This is a genomic window from Bradyrhizobium sp. Leo170, assembly GCF_004296405.1.
Taxonomy (GTDB): domain Bacteria; phylum Pseudomonadota; class Alphaproteobacteria; order Rhizobiales; family Xanthobacteraceae; genus Bradyrhizobium.
The window spans coordinates 17,783-36,231 of sequence record NZ_PSRR01000048.1 but is presented as its reverse complement, the minus strand read 5'-3'; the positions used below and the strand labels follow the sequence as shown (position 1 = coordinate 36,231).

Below are 18,449 nucleotides of genomic sequence, written 5' to 3'. Positions count from 1 at the left end.
GCGCATCTGGCGTTCCTGGCGCTGGTCGTGGTCAACCTCGTCAACGGCTTTCATGCGCTCGGCACGCTGCTCGGCGTCGGGTTGATGATCCTGCCGGCCGGCATCGCCCGGTTCTGGTCGCGCGACATCACCGGCATGATCTGCATCGCGGTCGCAAGCGCGATGCTTTCGGGCTATGCCGGGCTGGTGCTGTCGTTCCAGACGCGGATTCCCTCAGGCCCCGCGATCATCCTGGTCGCGGCCGGGCTCTATCTGGCCTCGCTCCTGTTCGGCAATGTCGGCGGACTGGTCCGCCAGATGTTCCCCGGCCGGCATCTGGAGGCTTAGCGGCGATGCGACGGTGGTTCTGGCTCGCGCTGCTCGCGCTCGTCACGCTTGTCGCTCCGGCACGCGCGCAGGAGCGTCTCAACGTGGTCGCGAGCTTCTCGATCCTCGCCGACCTCGTGCGCAATGTCGGCGGCAACGGCGTCAACGTGGCGATGCTGGTTGGCCCCGAGGGCGATGCCCATGTGTACCGGCCGAACCCGGCGGACGCCAGGAAGGTCGCGGAAGCGAAGCTGCTCTTCATCAACGGGTTCGGCCTGGAAGGCTGGCTGCCGCGGCTGGTGCAATCCGCCGGCGGCAAGGCGACCATCGTCACCGCGACGGACGGGGTCACGCCGCTCAAGCTCGGCTCCGCCCCCGATCCCCATGCCTGGCAGTCCGTCGCCAATGCCAAGATCTATGTCGCCAATATCCGCGACGCGCTTGCGGCCGCCAGCCCTGCGAACGCGACTGCCTTCCGCGCCAATGCGGACAGCTATCTGGCAGAGCTCGACGCGCTGGACAGCGAAGTCCGGCAGGCGGTTGCGACGATCCCGGAAGCGCGCCGCAAGGTGATCTCGACCCACCGCGCCTTCGGCTATTTCGCGGCCGCCTACGGCATCGAGTTCATTGCCCCCGTGGGGGTCTCGACCGAATCCGAGCCCAGCGCCCGCGATATCGCAGGCATCATCACCCAGATCAAAAAAGCGAAAATTCCGGCGGTTTTTCTCGAAAATGTCAGCGATCCCCGCCTGATCCAGCGGATCTCCGAGGAGACCGGGGCCAGGATCGGCGGGACCCTCTATTCGGACAGCCTCACTGCCGAAAAGGGCGAGGCACCCACTTACATTGCGATGGTAAGGCACAATATAAAGGCCCTGACCAGCGCGCTTGGCCACTAGGGCGGGGGCCCTCCCTGCCGGCCCGGGCAGCGCGTTCCAAGTTCCGCCCCCGGAGTTGCCATGCCAGAACCTTCTTCGCAAAAGATCCCTGTGACCGTGCTGACGGGCTATCTCGGCGCCGGCAAGACCACGCTGCTCAACCGCATCCTGTCCGAGAACCACGGCAAGAAATATGCCGTCATCGTCAACGAATTCGGCGAGATCGGCATCGACAACGACCTGATCATCGGGGCCGACGAGGAAGTGTTCGAGATGAACAACGGTTGCATCTGCTGCACCGTTCGCGGCGACCTCGTCCGCATCATGGACGGGCTGATGAAGCGCAAGGGCAAGTTCGACGCCATCATCGTCGAGACCACTGGTTTGGCCGATCCCGCGCCGGTGGCGCAGACCTTCTTCGTCGACGAGGACGTGCAGAAGAACGCCCGGCTCGATGCCGTCGTCACGGTGGCCGACGCGAAATGGCTCAGCGACCGCCTGAAGGACGCGCCCGAGGCCAAGAACCAGATCGCGTTTGCGGACGTCATCGTGCTGAACAAAACCGACCTCGTGTCAAAGCCCGAGCTTGCCGAGGTCGAGGCCCGCATCCGCGGCATCAACCCCTACGCCAAGCTGCATCGGACCGAGCGCTGCAAGGTGGAACTGGCCGACGTGCTGGAGCGCGGCGCCTTCGACCTCGACCGCATTCTCGACATCGAGCCGGATTTCCTGGAAGCCGACGATCACGATCACGATCATGACCATGATCATCACCACCATGGCCATGACCATCACCACCATGACCACGGCCACGGCATGAAGCACTACCATGACGAGGAGATGCAGTCGTTGTCGCTGCGCACCGACAAGGCGCTCGACCCCACGAAATTCATGCCGTGGCTGCAGAACCTGGTGGCGACCGAGGGCCAGAAGATCCTGCGCTCCAAGGGCATCCTCGCCTTCGCCGGCGATGACGACCGCTACGTGTTCCAGGGCGTCCACATGATGCTGGAAGGCGACCATCAGCGGAAGTGGAAGGAGGACGAGCCACGCGAGAGCCGGCTGGTCTTCATCGGCCGCGAATTGCCCGAGCAGGCGATCCGCGACGGCTTTGAGCGCTGCATCGTCTCGTGATGAGCGAGTTCGACCCGGGCGAGGTTCCCTCCATCGCTTCGATGACCGACCAGATACGGCCAGTGCCGCTCGGCATGGCCGTCACATCAGTGCATTTCCTTGGCGACACCGCCCACTTCATCGGCACCGAGGAGAATGTCGCCATCGTCGGCGGGGAGGGCGAAGTCTCGCAGACGCCGGTGCATGGCGGCGCAATCCTCTGCTCCGTCTGCGATGGCGAGCGGATCGTCATGGGCGGTGACGACGGCAAGCTGGTCGCCCTCAATGCCAAGGGCGAGGTCTCGACCTTGGCGACCGACCCGAAGCGGCGCTGGATCGATGCCGTGGCGCTGCATTCCGATGGCGCGGTGGCATGGTCGGTGGGCAAGACCGCGTTCGTGCGTCCGGCCAAGGGCGAGGAAAAGTCCTTCGATGCGCCGTCCACCGTCGGCGGCCTTGCCTTTGCGCCAAAGGGCCTCCGGCTCGCAATCGCCCATTATGGCGGCGCGACGCTGTGGTTTCCCAACATGGCGGCGAAGCCGGAATTCCTGGAATGGGCCGGCTCGCATCACGCCGTCACCTTCAGCCCTGACAACAAATTCCTGGTCACCGCGATGCATGAGCCGGCGTTGCATGGCTGGCGGCTTGCCGACAACAGGCACATGCGCATGAGCGGCTATCCCGGCCGGGTGCGTTCGATGTCGTGGAGCGCCGGCGGCAAGGGGCTTGCCACATCAGGCGCGGACACCGTCATCATCTGGCCCTTCGCCTCCAAGGACGGCCCGATGGGCAAGCAGCCGGCGATGCTGGCGCCATTGCAGGCGCGCGTCGCAGTCGTCGCCTGCCACCCGAAGGACGACATTCTGGCGGCCGGCTACAGTGACGGCACCGTACTGATGGTGCGGATGGAGGACGGGGCCGAGATCCTGCTCCGCCAAAACAAGGGCGTGCCTGTCGCGGCGCTCGCCTGGAACGCCAAGGGTACGCTATTGGCATTCGCGGACGAAGACGGCGACGGGGGTCTGTTGGCGTTTTAATCACCTGTCGTGTCCAAGCCGTATCGAGGGGCCATGCGGTTTCTGACGACCTTCCAACTCGCTGATTTCTTCGACACGCTGATGAGCCTGACCACAGCCTTCGTGCTGGGCACGCTGATCGGCGCCGAACGGCAATATCGCCAGCGCACCGCCGGCCTGCGCACCAATGTACTGGTCGCGGTCGGAGCGGCTGCCTTCGTCGACCTCGCGATGCGGCTGGCGGGCGCAGACGGCGCCGTGCGGGTGATCGCCTATGTCGTGTCGGGCATCGGCTTTCTCGGCGCTGGCGTCATCATGAAGCAGGGCATGGACGTGCGCGGGCTCAACACCGCGGCCACCTTGTGGACGTCTGCCGCGGTCGGCTCCTGTGCCGGCGCCGACATGGAGGCGCAAGCCGCGGCCCTCACCGTGTTCATCCTTGCCGGCAACACGCTGCTGCGGCCCCTGGTGAATGCCATCAACCGCATTCCGCTCGACGAACTGGCGTCGGAGGCGACCTACTATTTCAAGCTCGCAGTCTCCACCGAAGCCTTGCCCCACATGCGCGACCAATTGGTGGAGAAGCTCGAAGCCGCCAGCTATCCGGTTGCCGATGTCGAGATCCAGGAGATCGGCGACGAGCTGCTGGAGATCGTGGCGACGCTGGTCAGCACATCAGTCAATCCCAACGAACTCAATGCCGTCGCCGTGGACCTGCAGCGCCAGGCGGGCGTCCGCCATGCCACCTGGGAAGTCAACACAACCGATTAGCGCGTGGGATGCGGCAGTATACAGGGTGGGCGCGTCTCAGGCGCCCGCACGCTCGGGGTGCGGCGCGATCCACACCCAACCGGCGAGGCCGGCAAGTGCGGCGCAACTTGCGGGCACCAGCATGATCGTGCGTAGCGCGCGCTCGAATGCGGCTATGGCCCCAGCATGAGCGTCCGCCTGTCCGGACATCACGGCATTCAGGGCCTCGTTGGCTTGCGCAGGCGTTGCTCCGGCAAGATCATGCAAGAAGTTTGCAAAGAACACCGTCCCCAGCGCTGCAACCGCGAGCAGGCCGCCAACGCGAGCGACCGCGTTGTTGATGCCCGAAGCAATCCCGGCATGGGCTTCGCCGGCGGCGCCCATCACAGTCGACGTCAGCGGCGGAACCGTGATCGACATCCCCACGCCCAGCAGGACCATCGACGGAAACACGCTGATCCAGTAACTCTGCCTAAGATCGACAAAAGCAAGCATCGCCAATCCGCAGGCCGCGACGATGGGCCCGACAGCGAGGAGCAGCCGCGGCCCCAAACGGTCCGCAATGGTTCCAGCGAATGACGCCCCGAATCCCATGATCAGGGCAAAAGGCAGCAGCGCCGCGCCGGCTTGGGTCGCCGAGTAGCCGCCGACGCGGATCAGGCCGAACGGCAGATAATAGAGCGCACCTCCGAGCGCGAAGTAGAGCAACAGCGTCAATGCATTGGTTGCTGAAAAATCGCGTGATCGATAGAGCGACAACGGCATCATCGCCCGCTCATGGAGACGGGCTTCGATCACAACGAACGAGATTAGGAAAGCAGCTCCCACTCCCAGGGCAGCCAGCACTGTCTTGTCGCGAAATCCCGACGCCGGAATGGCGCTCAGAGACCATGTGATCGCAGCAAGGCCAATCGCGACTGAGGCGGCGCCGCTCCAGTCGAGTTGCTTTGCCCGGGGATCGCTGCTTTCGCAGCCGAAGCGAAGCGCAAGTCCGGCCGCGGCAATGGCGAGCGGGACATTGAGGAGAAAGATCGCCCGCCACGATACCTGGTCGACGAGCCAGCCGCCCAGCATCGGACCCGCCGCCATCATCAGTGCACCCGCGCCCGCCCATATCCCGATTGCCCGGCTCCGTTCATCCTTGCCAAAAGTCGCTCCTAACATGGCCAGACTGGCCGGCGTTAGCAGCGCGGCACCAAAACCTTGAACCGCACGGCTGACGATAAGCACCATGATATTCGGTGAGAGCCCGCAGACGATGGAGGCGGCGGTGAAGACCGCGATCCCGAGAACAAAAATCCGGCGTCGGCCGTAAAGATCGGCCGCCGAGCCGCCGATCAGCACGAGCGCACCGAGCAGCAGCAGGTAGGCGTTGACGATCCACTGTGTCGCCGCCGCATCCGCATTCAGCGCCTGTTGGATTGCGGGAAGCGCGATGTTCACGACCGAGCCGTCGAGGAGGGCCATGCTGGACCCAATGACGGTCGCCGCCAATGTCAGCCACTTGCGTCTCTGTGACAGGGGGGCGTCAAAAGCCGGTGTCGCCTCGATGACCCCGGCGTCGCACGGTGGCCGCGTGAATCCAATCATTGGATGCCCGAGAAGGACTGAGATCGCAGGTTACCGTGCACCTGACGTACACCGTTGGCAACCTGGTGGAAAAGCTCAAGGCTGCCAGCTACCGGACTGCTGATATTGAGGTCCAGGAGATGCGGGACCTGAGCGATTCCAGTCGGCTCCTCGGGCACTCGCTCTACGCTTGCGTTGCCACACACGACGTCTTGCTGGCGATGCGCCGAGATGCAATAGATCGGCCGCACGCGAAGCAACCGAGGCGGTGGCACGTGGTATTTAACTATCTTAAGTTGCGAGTACATCAAGCCTACGCCCCGTTTCCACGGAAATGGCAACAGCCGATGCGGTCGGTGATGGCAATTGTGCTCCTTGCGATCTGCTGCATTGGTGGGCCGGTCGCAGCCGAGGAAAATATCGAGTCCCGACGCGCGCAGGCGCGCGCCCTCGCCGCCGCCGGGAAGCCTGCTGAGGCATTGCCGATCTACGACGACCTGACGTTGTCCGGCTCGCTGGACAGCGCCCTCTACAAGGAGGCAACACAGGCCGCGGCCGCCGCACATGACATGCGGCGGGTCCCGCTCTACATGGAGCGACGCGTCAAGGCAGATCCAAGCGATTATACAACGCGTTCCATCATTGCGCTGGCATGGCGCGTCGCCGGCGACGAGGCGCAGGCCAAACGCAGCCGCGAGGACTACCTGGCATTCTGGAGAGCTTCGACCGACCCGCGCGTGCGTGCGATCCCCTTTCTTGCGATCGACCAATTTAGCGCCGGCGACTCGACGGTCTACGCCTACCAATGCGTCGAGGTCGCCGGTGATTTCGGCGTCGGCTATATGTTCGAAGTCTATACCCCAATGGGCCCGCCGCTACCGCTGACCGAAGCGATCAAGAATCATCGACAGCGGATCGTGCTCGAGCATAACAAAATGACTCAGAAGGTCTTGTCGGAGCTGAATAAGCGGGACGGGCCTCCCGTGCCCACGCTCGACCTGCTGACACCCGATCGGCACGCGACATTACAAATGTTCGACGGCGAGCCAGATTACCCAATGCTCCGCGACATTGTCGCAAAATACGTTGCAAACGAACAAGACCTTGCAAGCAAGCCTCCTATGGGCCGCGCTTGGAACCACATCCGCTGCCTGACGGAAAGCAAATAACCGGTGCGAGGCGGTTTCATCTGAGAAGCTTCTCGCAGGTCCGACTCTGCAGGCATGTCCGCTTCTCCGCCGCTTGTCATCGACCGGCGACTGCCAGCGTCCTGATTTGAGTGCGCCCTTACAATTAGGGTCAGGTAGCGCGATTCATACGTTCTATATTGTCTATATTGTGCGTCATGTGCTTCGCTGATTGTTGCATCGCACTCGGAGATTGCGGCTCACGACGGAGCGAGGCGGTCCCTGCCCACGAAAAACGTTTCGAGAGTCAGAAAGCGAACCGAAGTCTCGGCGCTGGTCGACCATAGTTCGATAGATGTCGGCACGGCGCGGCAACCCCGTCCGGTCCGACCATCTGGGAAATCCTTCCCGGCTCGTTCGCAGCACGCACGCTTCGAGAGAGCCGGGATGCGTATCGAACTGCCGTTGGTTCCAGTCTCGCTCGAAAAGGATTACAACCCGTGAATAATGCGAATTCGAATGAAATGAACGCCAATCCGAATGCCGGTGATGATGCGAAGCGCGGATTCGACATGCCGCTGTTCGCGATGCCGGAAGTGTATCACAGCATCGCCGAGCAAAGCATGGCGCGCGCAAAGGAGAATTGCGAAAGGATGAAGGCCGCTTCTGGCGAGATCGCTGACATCCTCAAGGAAGCCTGTTCGACCAACGCGAAAGGCGCCGCCGACTACGCGGCCAAGTTGATCGAGATCTCGGGCACGAACACCAGCTCCGCTCTCGAATTTCTCACACATCTGATGGGGACGAAGTCGCTGCCGGAGATCATCCAGCTATCGGCCACGCATGGCCGCAAGAATTTTGAGGTCACCTCCGCTCAGAACAAGGAACTGTGGGAGCTCACTCGGGAAGTGGCGAAGGAGACTGCCGAGCCTATCAGGAAGAGCCTTGCCAGGGTGCTGCGGACAGGTCCCTAGATCGAACCTCTCTTAAGCGCCACGGAGAATCGGCTGGACACAAGCGCCTCCCGCGAGAAGAGGCGGAGTCCAGCCGATGGCCCGCGGAATGCTGCTGATGCAGCAACTCGGGACATTGAGGGAGGACCAAGATGGGTATCGTCATGATCAAATGCCCGCAGACGGGACGCGCAATCCCAACGGGCATCAAAGCCGATCGCGAGAAGTTTCGATGCAGTACGGTGTTCTTCGCGCGCACCTATTGCTCGATGTGCCAGACCAGCCATGAATGGTTTGCCAAGGAAGCATGGGTCTACGAGTCGGACGAGGGAGCGAGGAGGGTGTGCTGAGCTAGCATGCCATAGCTAACCGTTCTTCAACGGTGCCTTGCACGGTGAGCGGTCCCTCCGTGGGGGCGCGCGCGGTGCTGCACTCCATTCTCGGCGGTCGGCAGCGGGGTGGGCGTGCGAGGCCTCTCATGCGCAGGCCAAGAGTGACGGTGCGGCGTCATCTCGTGCGTCGAAACAATACGGTCGATCCTGCTGCGCATGAGTTCGTAGCACTCGCATGCCGCTGCTTCGAGCCGCGGCCTGTCGATTTCGATCGAGCTTCGCCGATTGGAGCGGATTGCTCCCGTCGCGCGGAGCTTGGATACGACATGGGTCACCGTCGTTCGTCGCACGCCCAGCAACTCCGAAAGCGTCTCCTGCGTCAGCGGCAGCATGTCGCTTTCGGTCCGGTCGTGGATGTGCAGCAGCCAATGAGCCAACCGGGCTTCGACTGAGTGCAACGCATTGCAAGCCGCAACATGCTGGAGTTGCACGATCAGGGCCCTGTTGAGCCTATTGACGGCGGCCTTGAGGGCGTGGCTGTGCTCGAGCGCCGCATGGAAGCGTGCCGGAGAGAGCTGCAAAGCCGTTCCGGCGACGCGAACCACCATCGTCATCGGCGAGCGCGCCGGTCCGAGCGCCGAAAGGATGCCTACCGCGCCCTCTCTGCCGACGATCGCGGTGGCGACCGTTTGTCCGTTCGGCATGTCCATAATGTGTGCGACGAGCCCGCTGGAAGGGAAATAGATCTGCTCAATCAGATCGCCCGATCGCGCCAGGACGGCGTCGCGTTTGAGCGTCACTTTCCGGAAATGGGGCGCAAGCAAATCCAGGTCCGCTTGCGGCAGCGCGGCCAGAAGTCGATTTTCAATCCTGGTCTCATGCTCCATCGCGGGAAAGCTCCTTCCCAGAGACGGAGTGCAGTTAGTGCCGGGGACGCACACGCACTAAGCCACCACGCCGGACCACTAAAAACGCCGCGCGAAGAAAGTTCCAAATGGGGCCTGCAGCGCCAGGGGCGCGTGCGCCACGCCGGCTGGGAGGTCAATACCCCGGATTATGGCGTGGGCCGTCACCGCTTCTCCGGCGCGACCTTGTAGCCGACGATACGCGTGTTCCAGACGCAGGGGGTGGCATCGTTGGCCCATTGCTGTGTCGCCCACAATGTCTTGCGGTCCACGGGGTCGAGCGCGGTCAGGATGCCGACCGAATTCCCCATCGGGCTCACGTTCCTCTCATTCGGGCAGGTGTAGGGATGCGCGCCCGCGACGATCGTCGTCGGGCCGGTGAACGTGTTGGCCGGATCGTCCTGTCGGCGGGTCCAGAGCAGCACCGACAGGTTTGTGCGCGCGCTTGAGGACGTGCCGACGATGCCTAGGTTCCCCGTATCATCCGCGCCAATCGTGCCAAACTCCAGGTGATTGTCAGGGCTGGCAATCTTCGCCGTCTGGCCGACCACGCAGGCGGTCGGCTGCGAGCAATCGAGGTCCATCCAGATCAGCAAATTGTTGGCATCAGCGCCCTGCGCCCCGCAGGACTCAGTGCATGGTCCAGTGCCGAGGACGCCGTACAAGTGCGAGCCGTGCTGGACGACATTCATCAGGCGGTGGCTGGTTGCGGCGCGAAGCGTGACGTCGCTGCCGGCCTGCGGGATCGACATGGTCTGGCCGCAGCACGGTGTGTTGTAGAGCCACTTGTTCTCCTTCGAGCCGATATCGGTCTTGATCACCTGCTGAGCGCCGCCGGCATTGTAGGTGCCGGTGGCGCCATTCCAGGTGAACGTGTTCACGATCCAGTGGAACGAGAAATTGGTGGAGCGCTGGCAGGAGTATTGCGCCGCGTGGTCGCAGCTCTTGTTGGCAAAGAACGCCGGAGCCGATGCGGCTTTTGATCGATCGTGGTCAACCGCAGGGACGATGTCGAGCGGCAGGTTGTGGCCGCGGTTGATATGGGGTGGCGCTGTGCCTTGCGCGATCGCCTTGACCTCTACCGGCGGCACGGCAAAGCAGTCGTAGGACACGCCCGGCACCGTGTTCGGATTGTCGTCGCCGGCGTGCCCGCCGCAGATGTACACGCCGTTCTTGTCGTAGCCCAGCTTGATGCCGGGATTGCGGTCGAGGCATGGGCCGCCCTGCAGGCAGGACAGGTAGGTTCCACCCCACGAGTCCGTCGCGTCGGCGCTGGCGCTCACAAGCGTGCAGTCGTTGGCGCAGGTCACGGTGATGATCCAGCGCTCGATGAACTCGTTGTAGACGATATGCGGCTCGAACGGCCCGCCGCCTTTGGCCGGGTTCGGGTCGAGCCCGGCACTGCGGATCAGTGCGGCCAGCGGCGTGGATTTCAGGAGCTTGCCCGCAGTGTCGTACACGTTGACGTTCTGCCACGTGACCTGCACGACCTGCTTGCCGCTCGCGGCAACGTCCATCTCCGCCCGATCACAATGGATCGGCCCTCCGTTCGACTTGCACACCGCCTGACCCGGTCCGCGGTCGCCCTCGAACGAGTTGACGGTCTGCGCTCTCGCTGCTCCGCAAGGAGACAGCATGGGCAGGATGATCAGCAGAGCACCAAGGGCAAGCTGCTTTCCGGTTCGTCGGTTAGACATGGTTTGGCTCCGCGGGTCAGGCCGTCTCTCGAGCTCGCGCCAGGGACGGCGCGAGCGTTTCGTTTCAGCCATTGCTAGAAGTTGAAGGTTGTAGAGACCAGATAGGTTCTGGGCGCGCCGAGATAGACGTATCTGTTGGTGTTGGCGCCCTGCCAGTAGTTCTTGTCGAACAGGTTCTCGACCTGGAAGCGCACCACCACCGGCTTGTTATTCCACGGCGCCGTAAAGGTGTAGCGCGCACCGGCGTCGTAGCGTGTCCAGTCCGAGACCAGGAGCGTATTGGCCTGATCAGCGAAGAAGCTGCCGGTATAGATCGCGCGTCCCGTCAGCGTCAGGCCGCGCAGGAACGGCACATCCCACTCGCCGCCGAGATTGAGCTGTGTGTCGGGCACGCTGAAAGTCCGGTAGCCGTCAAACTGCCCGCGCTCGGTCTTGTCCTGACGCGCATCGATGAACATCACGCCACCCAGCAGCCGCACGCCTGGCGTGACCTCACCGAAGACATTCAGCTCGACGCCGCGGTTGCGGCTCTCGCCGGATTGCGTCAGCGTATTGGTGACGAAATCGACGAGCTGCAGCGGCCGGTTAATGTCGAAGGCGCTGACGGTCGTCGTGATCCGGCCCCAATCGACTTTGGCGCCGACTTCATACTGCCGGGTCCGATAGGGTGGCAGCACCTGGCCGGCATTGGCATACTGAGCGCCGACCACGGTGCCGGCCTCGAGCCCTTCGATGTAGTTGGCATAGATGGAGACGTTCTCCAGCGGCTTGATTACCACCGCATAGGCCGGCGTCGTTGCTGAAGTGTCATAGCCGCCGGTTTGCAGACCGGTCGTCGCACTGAACGCCCGGCTCTCGACATATTGCTGGCGCACGCCCGCGGTGAACTGGACGCGACCGTTCGCCACCGACATGGTGTCGGCGATGCCGAAGCTCGACAGATGCGTATCCGAGATTTTTGGCGGTGCTCCGACCGAGATCAGCGGCGTTGGGCTCGGACGCGGGCTATAGAGATTGGACGTGAAGGCCGTGCCCGTCGTGTTGATGATCCCGACCTCGCCTTCGGATCCCGTCGCGTTGAAATTGATCGCGTGGTGGATTGGCCCGGTATCCACCGAGGCACGGAAGCCCGCCTGCACCGCCGCCTGGTCGCGGGTCTGGCTGTTCAGTCGCGGCGAACCGTCGAAATTGCCGTTGAGGTTGGTGAGCCTGATATCCGAATAAAGATACCTGGTCTCGCCCTGTACCACGCCAGCCTGGGCGTAGGCCGTCAGGTTTTCGGTGATGTCGACCTCACCCTGCACGAGGCCGAACTTGCCCTCGCCGTTCCAATAGCCCCAGCTTGGCATGAAGCTCGCCCGTGCATCCGGCGGCACCGGCACGCCGGTCAGGGCCGGACCAAGCACCACGTAGCGCGTCATGGCGTCGATGTTATTCTTCTCGTAACCGACATCCGCGGACAGACGGACGCGCTCGCCGCGGTAGTCGAGGCCGAGCGCTGCGGTCCCGAGCTCCTGGCTCTGGTTGGCGAGCTCGGTATCGCCATTGCGATAGCTGCCGTTGAATCGAACGCCGAATTCGTTGGCCTCGCCGAACCGGCGACCGACATCGAAATGCGTGCCGAACTGCGAGCGTGACGCATAGGTGTTGGTTAGCTGCGCGATCGGGTCGTCGCCGGCACGCTTGGTGACGAGATTGATGCTGCCGCCGACGCCACCGTCCGGCGGCATGCCGTTGAGCAGCGCGCCCGGTCCCTTCAGCACCTCGACGCGTTCGATCGCCGCCAGCGACGAGAACGAGAAACCCGATGCGATGCCGTACAATCCGTTGATGCCGTAGGCCGAACTCGGCACGTTGAAGCCGCGGATGGACACGAAGTCGAAGCCGTAGGCGCGCGGCGCGTAGGAGCGGATCGACGGCTCGTTGGCGAGCACGTCATCGAGCTTTCGCGCCTGCTGATCCTGGATCGTCTGCGCGGTGTAGCTCGTCTGGTTGAACGGCGTGTCCATCACGTTGCGATTGCCGAGCATGCCGACCTGGCTGCCCGAAGCCACCTGCCCGCCCGCATAGGACGGCGGCAGGCTGCCGATCATCCCGGTTGGCGGTGTCGTCCGCGCACGAGGCTCGACGGGGCGCGGAGCTGCACGCGGTGCAGTTGCGGCATTTTGGCGCGGTGCGACACGACGCGCTGCGCGCGGAGTTGGCGCGTGCACCTGCACGGCCGGAAGCTCGTGCGACGTCTGCGCAACGGCTGCGTCTCCGCCATCAATCGTCAACGCAAGTGCGCTTGCTGCAGCCAGAAGGGTTTTCTTGTGAAGTGTAGTCCCGCGCGTCATCAGATCAGTCGCCCCAAAATCCCCAGCCGACTTCTGTCGGCTACCGAGATCGCGACCTACAGGAGGTCGTGGTGCGGTCACAATGCGGCGGGCTTAGATTCCATCTAGCTTTTCACGCAGATTCAGAGATGAGATGCTGAACACAACTCGCCGCCGCGCACGGCGCGATTTGACAAAAGCGACGACGTTTGATCTTCGACGTTCATTTGTTTTTGATCTGCCGTCATCCACGAGAATTCAACTAAACAATCTCGCTTCGATACGTGCAGGCGCGTGTATGCAGCGAGGGCTTGCATGCACGACGTGCATTTGAACGGAAGAAACGACCTCCAACGGTCAGCCTAGCACCTTCTTCTGCAGATAGCTGAAGGCAACGAAGACCAGCACGGCGCCAAGGATCCGGAGCAGATAGAGCATGCCCTGAGGCCATCCATCATAGCGTACATCTTGGTGGCTCTTGTCCAAGTGGATGCCCGGTATCACTGAATCCAGAGCTAACAGGAAAGGACTTTTCGGTTGGTACGAACCTGCTGCCAGACGATTGGAGGCGTGCCAGAAGATTCCCCAGCCAAGCAGCACGAATCCGAGGATCCACAAGAAGCCTACTTCCGGATGGAAGCCGTAATCGGCTACAAGCCATGTGAAAGTGAGGCCAACAAAATCCAGCGACGCTATGTCCGCCCAGTGCCAGTCTTGGTTGTTCTTGGCAATCAGGATTTTGTCGGAGTTGTGGGTTTCACCCCGTTGTGCATATGACTTGGCGATCAGCGTATATGGCTCCAGGTCCGGGCGGCCGTTAGTGCGGATCCCGGCGTATGCATCCATGGCGCGGATGACCGGCATCGGGTCCGGACCGAGATAGGCATTGGCGAAGATGAACTGGTCGAGCTTGATCCGCTGGGGCGATGCGCCCGCAGGGCTGACCTGAAAGGTGAAGACCCCATGGTCCACGGACTCAGTGATGCTCAGCTCTGGTTTATTGGTGTCCCTGGAGCGGTTCCAGTCAGGCTGATGGATGAAGAGGTCGCCGACTTTCACGCGCTTCAAGTCGATGGCGTCGTAGGACCCTTCCAAGATTGATAACCGGTCCTCGATCCGTGCCGTATGAATCGTCAGTGCTCCATCTGGCTTCTCTGCATCGAATGGCGGCGGATTGGGACCCACATGGTCCGGTCCGACCTTCTTCGCGGTAACCGATACTTTATTCAGCAGGAAATGCTTGGCCGCTACCAATTGCATCTTGATGCTTGCCAAGTGGGAGTTCTCCAACCTGAGATCACCATCAAGGGTCGTATTCTGGATTACGAACCTCTCGACGTATGCGTTTTGTATATCCAGCGATTTCAGCGCCGCGGTGTCGATAACGAGTCGGTCGGTACTGAACCCGAACAACCTGAGCGGCACGTTCCACGTGTGATGCCTCAATTCCGGGTCGCCGAAAATCATCGCCAGAAATTTGCTGCTGAGCGTTCGCGATTCGTCGGTGGCCAGCTTCTCGGGGTTCTCATTGTTCGCCTTTCGAAGAGCTTCAAGCTTCTGCCGGTACACGGCATCGCGCTTGGGTGAATCCTTGTCCCCCTGTCTGTCCGCGTAGTCGTTCGCTTCCTTCTCGTCGAAATCGACGTTGAGATGCCGGCAGATTTGTTGCCATGCCCATACCTCAGGTTCCGACCAGGCGTCGGAAGCCTTCTTCTCGCACTTTTTTGCGTCGACAATGAAGACGGCGCTTGCTGTCGGGTCTTCCGATGGCGTGCCGTTAGGCTGATCCGCGGGTTTGAATGTAGCCTGGGCAGCACACGTGGCAGAGGCCGAGATCAGGCAGATGCTGCAGCAGGCGACAAAAGCAACAACCGATCCCCGCTTACGCCAACGCTGTATCCATTCCAAACAAGCTGTGCTTTGCATGGCCGTGCCCTCCGGCATCGGATGGATCATCATCAATTTAACAGGAAACTCCCACAGGCAATGTGATCAGCTTCACACCGTTCGCGGTGTTCAGTACGGACTGCGGTGCGGGCATCTGCCTGATGCCCGAGGTCATCGCATCGATGCGATCGGCATGCTTCCGTTGCGAAGGCGGCGAATGCCTGGTTTGCGTCCAGAAGCGAACGTTCGCCCACGATCGGACAGAAGCAACTTTTTTCCTAAAGCCGTCGCCACCGTCGTTGATCGGTCATGGTCTCTGAGACAGAATTGGCCAATCGAAATTTGCGTGAATCGCTCCAAATCAGAAACTTATGACCAAGCCCGCGAGCAACGCCCCTATCGCCGAAATCTTCCATGCCTACTGGAAATCCGACTGGCGGGCGCTGTCGCTGGTGGCGGCGATCGTTTTCCTGTCGAGCGCGAGCGGCATCGCTGCGCCGTACCTGTTCTCCCGCCTGGTGGACCGGCTGACCAAGGAGACGGCCGTCTCGGACCTTCTATGGGCGTTCCTGCTCTACGCGGCGCTGGTGGGACTGGCCTCGGCGCTGCAGCGCGCGGTGTAACATCTGTCGGTGATGACGGCCGAAAACCTCGGATTCATCGTAAGCACGCGGTTCTTCGAACGCATCTTGAGGAAAAGATCCGACTTCTTCGTCGAGCATAACCCGGCCGAGATCCAGACTGCCGGCGCCCAGGGGCGCGGCGCACTGACGACGATCATGCACATCGCGCTGATCGTGTTCATCCCGGGCGCGACGCAGATCGCCCTCACGCTCGTCACCCTCGGCGCTCTCTTGAGTATCGAGGTCGTGGCGATCGTCGCCGCTTACGGCGCCGCCATGATCACGATGACATTCGTCTCGACGCGTCGATCGCAGGCCCTTCTCGACGCTGCCGTCTCGGCTGCGCAGGAAAATGCTCGATTCGTCGGCAACGCGATGAACGCGATGGAGACGTTGCGTCATCTCGGCAGTCATGCATGGATGAGCAGCCGCTTTACCGAGAAGGCTCGTGCGGTAAAGGATAGCTGGCGGGCTTACACATTCCGTCGCGCCGGCTCGTCGGCCCTGTTGGGCCTGGGTCTCTCGATCCAATTCGCCGTCAATTTCCTGCTGTTGCTGCCTCGCTATCAGGCCGGAGCGACGACGGTCGGCGATATCGTGCTGTTCAACGCCCTGTTGCTCCAGCTCAACCTGCCTTTCGAGATGATCGCCCAGACGATGGATAGTTTCGCGCGTTCCCGGGCGCAACTCATCCCGCTCGCCGACATGTGGCGGGCTCCCGAAGAGAGTGAATCCTTGCATGCAGAGACCTTCGTCCCCCGAGAGGGACGCATCATCTTCGACGATATCAGGTACGATTACGGCAACGGTCGTGGGGTCGATGGGATCAGCTTTACGGCGAGCCGCGGCTCCATCACGTTTATCGTAGGCGAGACCGGCTCCGGAAAGTCGACCATCTTCAAGCTCGCGCTGAAATCCATCGAGCCGCATTCAGGTCGCATTCTCGTCGACGACATCGATCTCCTGCGCATCGCGCGCGCTGACTGGTACCGCGCCATAGCGGTTGTGCCTCAGGACGTCGTGCTGCTCAACGAAAGCCTTGCAGACAACATCATTCTGGGCCGCACACGAGATGAGGCCCGGCTTCGTGACGTCTCGGAAAAGGCGGCTATCCTGTCGTTCATCGATGCGCTCCCGGAGGGCTTCGAGACCAGGGTCGGCGAACGCGGCCTGAAGCTATCGGGCGGAGAGCGCCAGCGCATCGCGATCGCCCGCGCTTTGTATGGCAACCCGACCGTTCTTTTCCTCGACGAGGCGAGCTCTGCGCTCGATGACGCAACCGAGCGGGACATCATGAACCACGTTCGTACCCTCGTTCGCGATGTCACGGTGCTGGCCATCACGCACCGAAGGTCCGTTCTTGGCGAGGCGGACAATGTCGTGGACTTAAGCGATCCCGGGCAATCCCGCACCCCAGGGATTCCCGCATTGGCGCCGCTGTTAAAGGATTAGCACCGTAGCCCGGGTGGAGCGGAACGCGTAACCCGGGGCCGTTCGCAAACGCCGGTACAGATTTCCCGGGTTACGCGTTCCGCTCCACCCGGGCTACAAGCTACAGGCCGTAAGTCGGCACGACTCCAGCCGCCCTGCGAGCGGAACCAGGCCTCGCCGGGATCGTTGACTCCGCGGACAATGACGCGGGTAGAACGAGATGACGACCGACAGGCAGCGCAGATACAGGAAGGATCTTCTGATCGCATCCGCCCTGTTTGTGGGCGGACTTGTGATTTCGACCGCTTCGCTGGTCGAGATTGCCGCGCGCCAATCCGAGGAGGTGGCGCAGGCAACGCCGCCAGTGCAGTCGTCCCCGCCCGAGCCGCAGACGAAGCCAGCCGAATCAAAGCCGGGCGGCGAGCGGCCGACCACGCCGGCGCCCGAACCCGCACGTCCCGACCCGCAGGCACAGAAGGCCGGCGCGCAGCCCGCGCTGCCACCCGCGCCCGCGGAAAAGACCGCGCCGCCGGTCCAGCAGAAGTGATTTCCTCGCGTTCCCGGGACCGGCCTGAACGGACCCTGCCGAATTTACAGTCTCGCCTGCGTCCCTCTGCCGCCGCATAATCCTGGTCGCCAGCGACACGCCAACGACCTATGGGGTCAGCAGATGAAGATCGACGACGTCAGGCGAAGTGCCTATTCGATGCCGCTCACCAGCCCCGCGTTTCCGCCGGGGCCCTATCGCTTCTTCAACCGCGAATATTTCGTCATCACTTACAGGACCGATCCCGAAGCGCTCGCCGCCGTGGTGCCGGAGCCGCTCGAGGTCGCCGAGCCCGTGGTGAAATATGAGTTCATCCGGATGCCCGACTCCACCGGCTTCGGCGACTACACCGAGACCGGTCAGGTGATCCCCGTTCGCCTGAAAGGGGAGGAAGGGGCTTACACCCACGCGATGTATCTGGACGACGAAGGGCCGATCGCCGGCGGCCGCGAGCTCTGGGGATTTCCGAAGAAACTGGCGAGGCCGAAGATCGAGGTCGAGAGCGACGTGCTGGTCGGCACGCTGCATTACGGCTCGGTGCTCTGCGCCTCCGGCACCATGGGCTATAAGCACCGCCCCGTCGATCATGACGCCGTGCTGAAGAGCATGAAGGCGCCGAACTTCATCCTGAAAATCATCCCGCATGTTGACGGCAGCCCGCGCATCTGCGAACTCGTACGCTTTCATCTCGAAGACATCACGCTGAAGGAAGCCTGGACCGGTCCTGCCGCCCTCGGCCTGTTTCCGCACGCGCTCTGCGACGTCGCGCGCCTGCCGGTGCGCGAGGTCGTCTCCGCCCTGCATTTCAAGGCGGACCTGACGCTGGGGCTCGGCACGGTGGCGTTCGATTATATGGCGAAGTGACGAAGGCGGCGGCGCGAGACTCCCGATCTCGTCATGGCCGGGCTTGACCCGGCCATCCGCGTCTTGGCCAACCGAGGCAGAGTGTGAATGCGCGGCGCGAGGCCGCGCATGACCGTCCGAGCCGCAGCGCCAGCCC

17 protein-coding genes are annotated in these 18,449 nt (G+C 62.5%); 12 read left to right on the top strand and 5 right to left on the bottom strand.

Annotation, left to right across the window (positions count from 1 at the left end):
* The 5 genes from CWO89_RS11535 to CWO89_RS11515 form a co-directional block, all read left to right on the top strand.
* Positions 1 to 327 (top strand): metal ABC transporter permease (locus CWO89_RS11535; protein ID WP_207234462.1); only part of this gene is annotated, 327 nt, incomplete at its 5' end.
* Positions 328 to 332: 5 nt separating this feature from the next.
* Entirely contained in the window at positions 333 to 1,205 is an 873-nt protein-coding gene (locus CWO89_RS11530) for a metal ABC transporter substrate-binding protein (RefSeq protein ID WP_130578736.1), read from the top strand.
* A gap of 60 nt (positions 1,206 to 1,265) precedes the next feature.
* On the top strand, positions 1,266 to 2,318 hold the full coding sequence (locus CWO89_RS11525; RefSeq protein WP_130578735.1) for a CobW family GTP-binding protein: 1,053 nt from the start codon (positions 1,266 to 1,268) through the stop codon (positions 2,316 to 2,318).
* Entirely contained in the window at positions 2,318 to 3,334 is a 1,017-nt protein-coding gene (locus tag CWO89_RS11520; RefSeq protein ID WP_165421105.1) for a WD40 repeat domain-containing protein, read from the top strand. The genes CWO89_RS11525 and CWO89_RS11520 overlap by 1 nt, the downstream gene beginning before the upstream one ends.
* A gap of 33 nt (positions 3,335 to 3,367) precedes the next feature.
* On the top strand, positions 3,368 to 4,084 hold the full coding sequence (locus CWO89_RS11515) for an MgtC/SapB family protein (protein WP_130578733.1): 717 nt from the start codon (positions 3,368 to 3,370) through the stop codon (positions 4,082 to 4,084).
* Between the two features lie 36 nt (positions 4,085 to 4,120).
* On the opposite strand, the gene CWO89_RS11510 is transcribed toward CWO89_RS11515, so the two are convergent.
* Positions 4,121 to 5,653: an MFS transporter gene (locus CWO89_RS11510; RefSeq protein ID WP_130578732.1), complete on the bottom strand. Its 1,533-nt coding sequence runs from the start codon at positions 5,651 to 5,653 to the stop codon at positions 4,121 to 4,123.
* A 35-nt stretch (positions 5,654 to 5,688) separates the two neighbouring features.
* Between CWO89_RS11510 and CWO89_RS11505 the strand changes: the two genes are divergently transcribed.
* The 3 genes from CWO89_RS11505 to CWO89_RS11495 all read left to right on the top strand — a co-directional run bounded on the left by CWO89_RS11505 (position 5,689) and on the right by CWO89_RS11495 (position 8,062).
* A complete protein-coding gene (locus CWO89_RS11505) occupies positions 5,689 to 6,801 on the top strand; it encodes a hypothetical protein (RefSeq protein ID WP_130578731.1) in 1,113 nt (370 codons plus the stop codon).
* A 458-nt stretch (positions 6,802 to 7,259) separates the two neighbouring features.
* Positions 7,260 to 7,733, top strand: a complete 474-nt coding sequence (locus CWO89_RS11500; protein WP_130578730.1) for a phasin family protein — start codon at positions 7,260 to 7,262, stop codon at positions 7,731 to 7,733.
* A gap of 131 nt (positions 7,734 to 7,864) precedes the next feature.
* Complete coding sequence (locus CWO89_RS11495) at positions 7,865 to 8,062, top strand: hypothetical protein (RefSeq protein ID WP_130578729.1); 198 nt, start codon at positions 7,865 to 7,867, stop codon at positions 8,060 to 8,062.
* Positions 8,063 to 8,088: 26 nt separating this feature from the next.
* On the opposite strand, the gene CWO89_RS11490 is transcribed toward CWO89_RS11495, so the two are convergent.
* The 4 genes from CWO89_RS11490 to CWO89_RS11475 form a co-directional block, all read right to left on the bottom strand.
* Positions 8,089 to 8,985, bottom strand: coding sequence for a Crp/Fnr family transcriptional regulator (locus CWO89_RS11490; RefSeq protein ID WP_349644876.1), 897 nt, complete (start codon positions 8,983 to 8,985; stop codon positions 8,089 to 8,091).
* A 128-nt stretch (positions 8,986 to 9,113) separates the two neighbouring features.
* Complete coding sequence (locus CWO89_RS11485) at positions 9,114 to 10,646, bottom strand: hypothetical protein (protein ID WP_130578727.1); 1,533 nt, start codon at positions 10,644 to 10,646, stop codon at positions 9,114 to 9,116.
* Between the two features lie 74 nt (positions 10,647 to 10,720).
* Positions 10,721 to 12,739, bottom strand: a complete 2,019-nt coding sequence (locus CWO89_RS11480; protein WP_245476016.1) for a TonB-dependent receptor — start codon at positions 12,737 to 12,739, stop codon at positions 10,721 to 10,723.
* A 579-nt stretch (positions 12,740 to 13,318) separates the two neighbouring features.
* Positions 13,319 to 14,920: a hypothetical protein gene (locus CWO89_RS11475; protein ID WP_130578725.1), complete on the bottom strand. Its 1,602-nt coding sequence runs from the start codon at positions 14,918 to 14,920 to the stop codon at positions 13,319 to 13,321.
* A gap of 299 nt (positions 14,921 to 15,219) precedes the next feature.
* Between CWO89_RS11475 and CWO89_RS46905 the strand changes: the two genes are divergently transcribed.
* The 4 genes from CWO89_RS46905 (at position 15,220) to CWO89_RS11460 (ending at position 18,313) form a co-directional block, all read left to right on the top strand.
* On the top strand, positions 15,220 to 15,471 hold the full coding sequence (locus CWO89_RS46905; RefSeq protein ID WP_207234460.1) for a hypothetical protein: 252 nt from the start codon (positions 15,220 to 15,222) through the stop codon (positions 15,469 to 15,471).
* 12 nt (positions 15,472 to 15,483) lie between these two features.
* Entirely contained in the window at positions 15,484 to 16,923 is a 1,440-nt protein-coding gene (locus CWO89_RS11470; protein WP_207234459.1) for an ABC transporter ATP-binding protein, read from the top strand.
* A 199-nt stretch (positions 16,924 to 17,122) separates the two neighbouring features.
* Positions 17,123 to 17,449 (top strand): hypothetical protein, encoded by a 327-nt coding sequence (locus CWO89_RS11465; protein ID WP_130578724.1) that lies wholly within the window; start codon positions 17,123 to 17,125, stop codon positions 17,447 to 17,449.
* Positions 17,450 to 17,572: 123 nt separating this feature from the next.
* Entirely contained in the window at positions 17,573 to 18,313 is a 741-nt protein-coding gene (locus CWO89_RS11460) for an acetoacetate decarboxylase (RefSeq protein ID WP_130578723.1), read from the top strand.
* Positions 18,314 to 18,449 lie beyond the last annotated feature (136 nt).

Excerpts from the sequence above, each read along its gene's own strand:
- CWO89_RS11515 (WP_130578733.1), top strand. The coding sequence starts at position 3,368 with ATGCGGTTTCTGACGACCTTCCAACTCGCTGATTTCTTCGACACGCTG.
- CWO89_RS46905 (WP_207234460.1), top strand. The coding sequence starts at position 15,220 with ATGACCAAGCCCGCGAGCAACGCCCCTATCGCCGAAATCTTCCATGCC.
- CWO89_RS11460 (WP_130578723.1), top strand. The coding sequence starts at position 17,573 with ATGAAGATCGACGACGTCAGGCGAAGTGCCTATTCGATGCCGCTCACC.
- CWO89_RS11470 (WP_207234459.1), top strand. The coding sequence starts at position 15,484 with ATGACGGCCGAAAACCTCGGATTCATCGTAAGCACGCGGTTCTTCGAA.
- CWO89_RS11495 (WP_130578729.1), top strand. The coding sequence starts at position 7,865 with ATGGGTATCGTCATGATCAAATGCCCGCAGACGGGACGCGCAATCCCA.
- CWO89_RS11530 (WP_130578736.1), top strand. The coding sequence starts at position 333 with ATGCGACGGTGGTTCTGGCTCGCGCTGCTCGCGCTCGTCACGCTTGTC.
- CWO89_RS11510 (WP_130578732.1), bottom strand. The coding sequence starts at position 5,653 with ATGATTGGATTCACGCGGCCACCGTGCGACGCCGGGGTCATCGAGGCG.
- CWO89_RS11485 (WP_130578727.1), bottom strand. The coding sequence starts at position 10,646 with ATGTCTAACCGACGAACCGGAAAGCAGCTTGCCCTTGGTGCTCTGCTG.
- CWO89_RS11475 (WP_130578725.1), bottom strand. The coding sequence starts at position 14,920 with ATGATGATCCATCCGATGCCGGAGGGCACGGCCATGCAAAGCACAGCT.
- CWO89_RS11480 (WP_245476016.1), bottom strand. The coding sequence starts at position 12,739 with ATGATCGGCAGCCTGCCGCCGTCCTATGCGGGCGGGCAGGTGGCTTCG.
- CWO89_RS11520 (WP_165421105.1), top strand. The coding sequence starts at position 2,318 with ATGAGCGAGTTCGACCCGGGCGAGGTTCCCTCCATCGCTTCGATGACC.
- CWO89_RS11525 (WP_130578735.1), top strand. The coding sequence starts at position 1,266 with ATGCCAGAACCTTCTTCGCAAAAGATCCCTGTGACCGTGCTGACGGGC.
- CWO89_RS11465 (WP_130578724.1), top strand. The coding sequence starts at position 17,123 with ATGACGACCGACAGGCAGCGCAGATACAGGAAGGATCTTCTGATCGCA.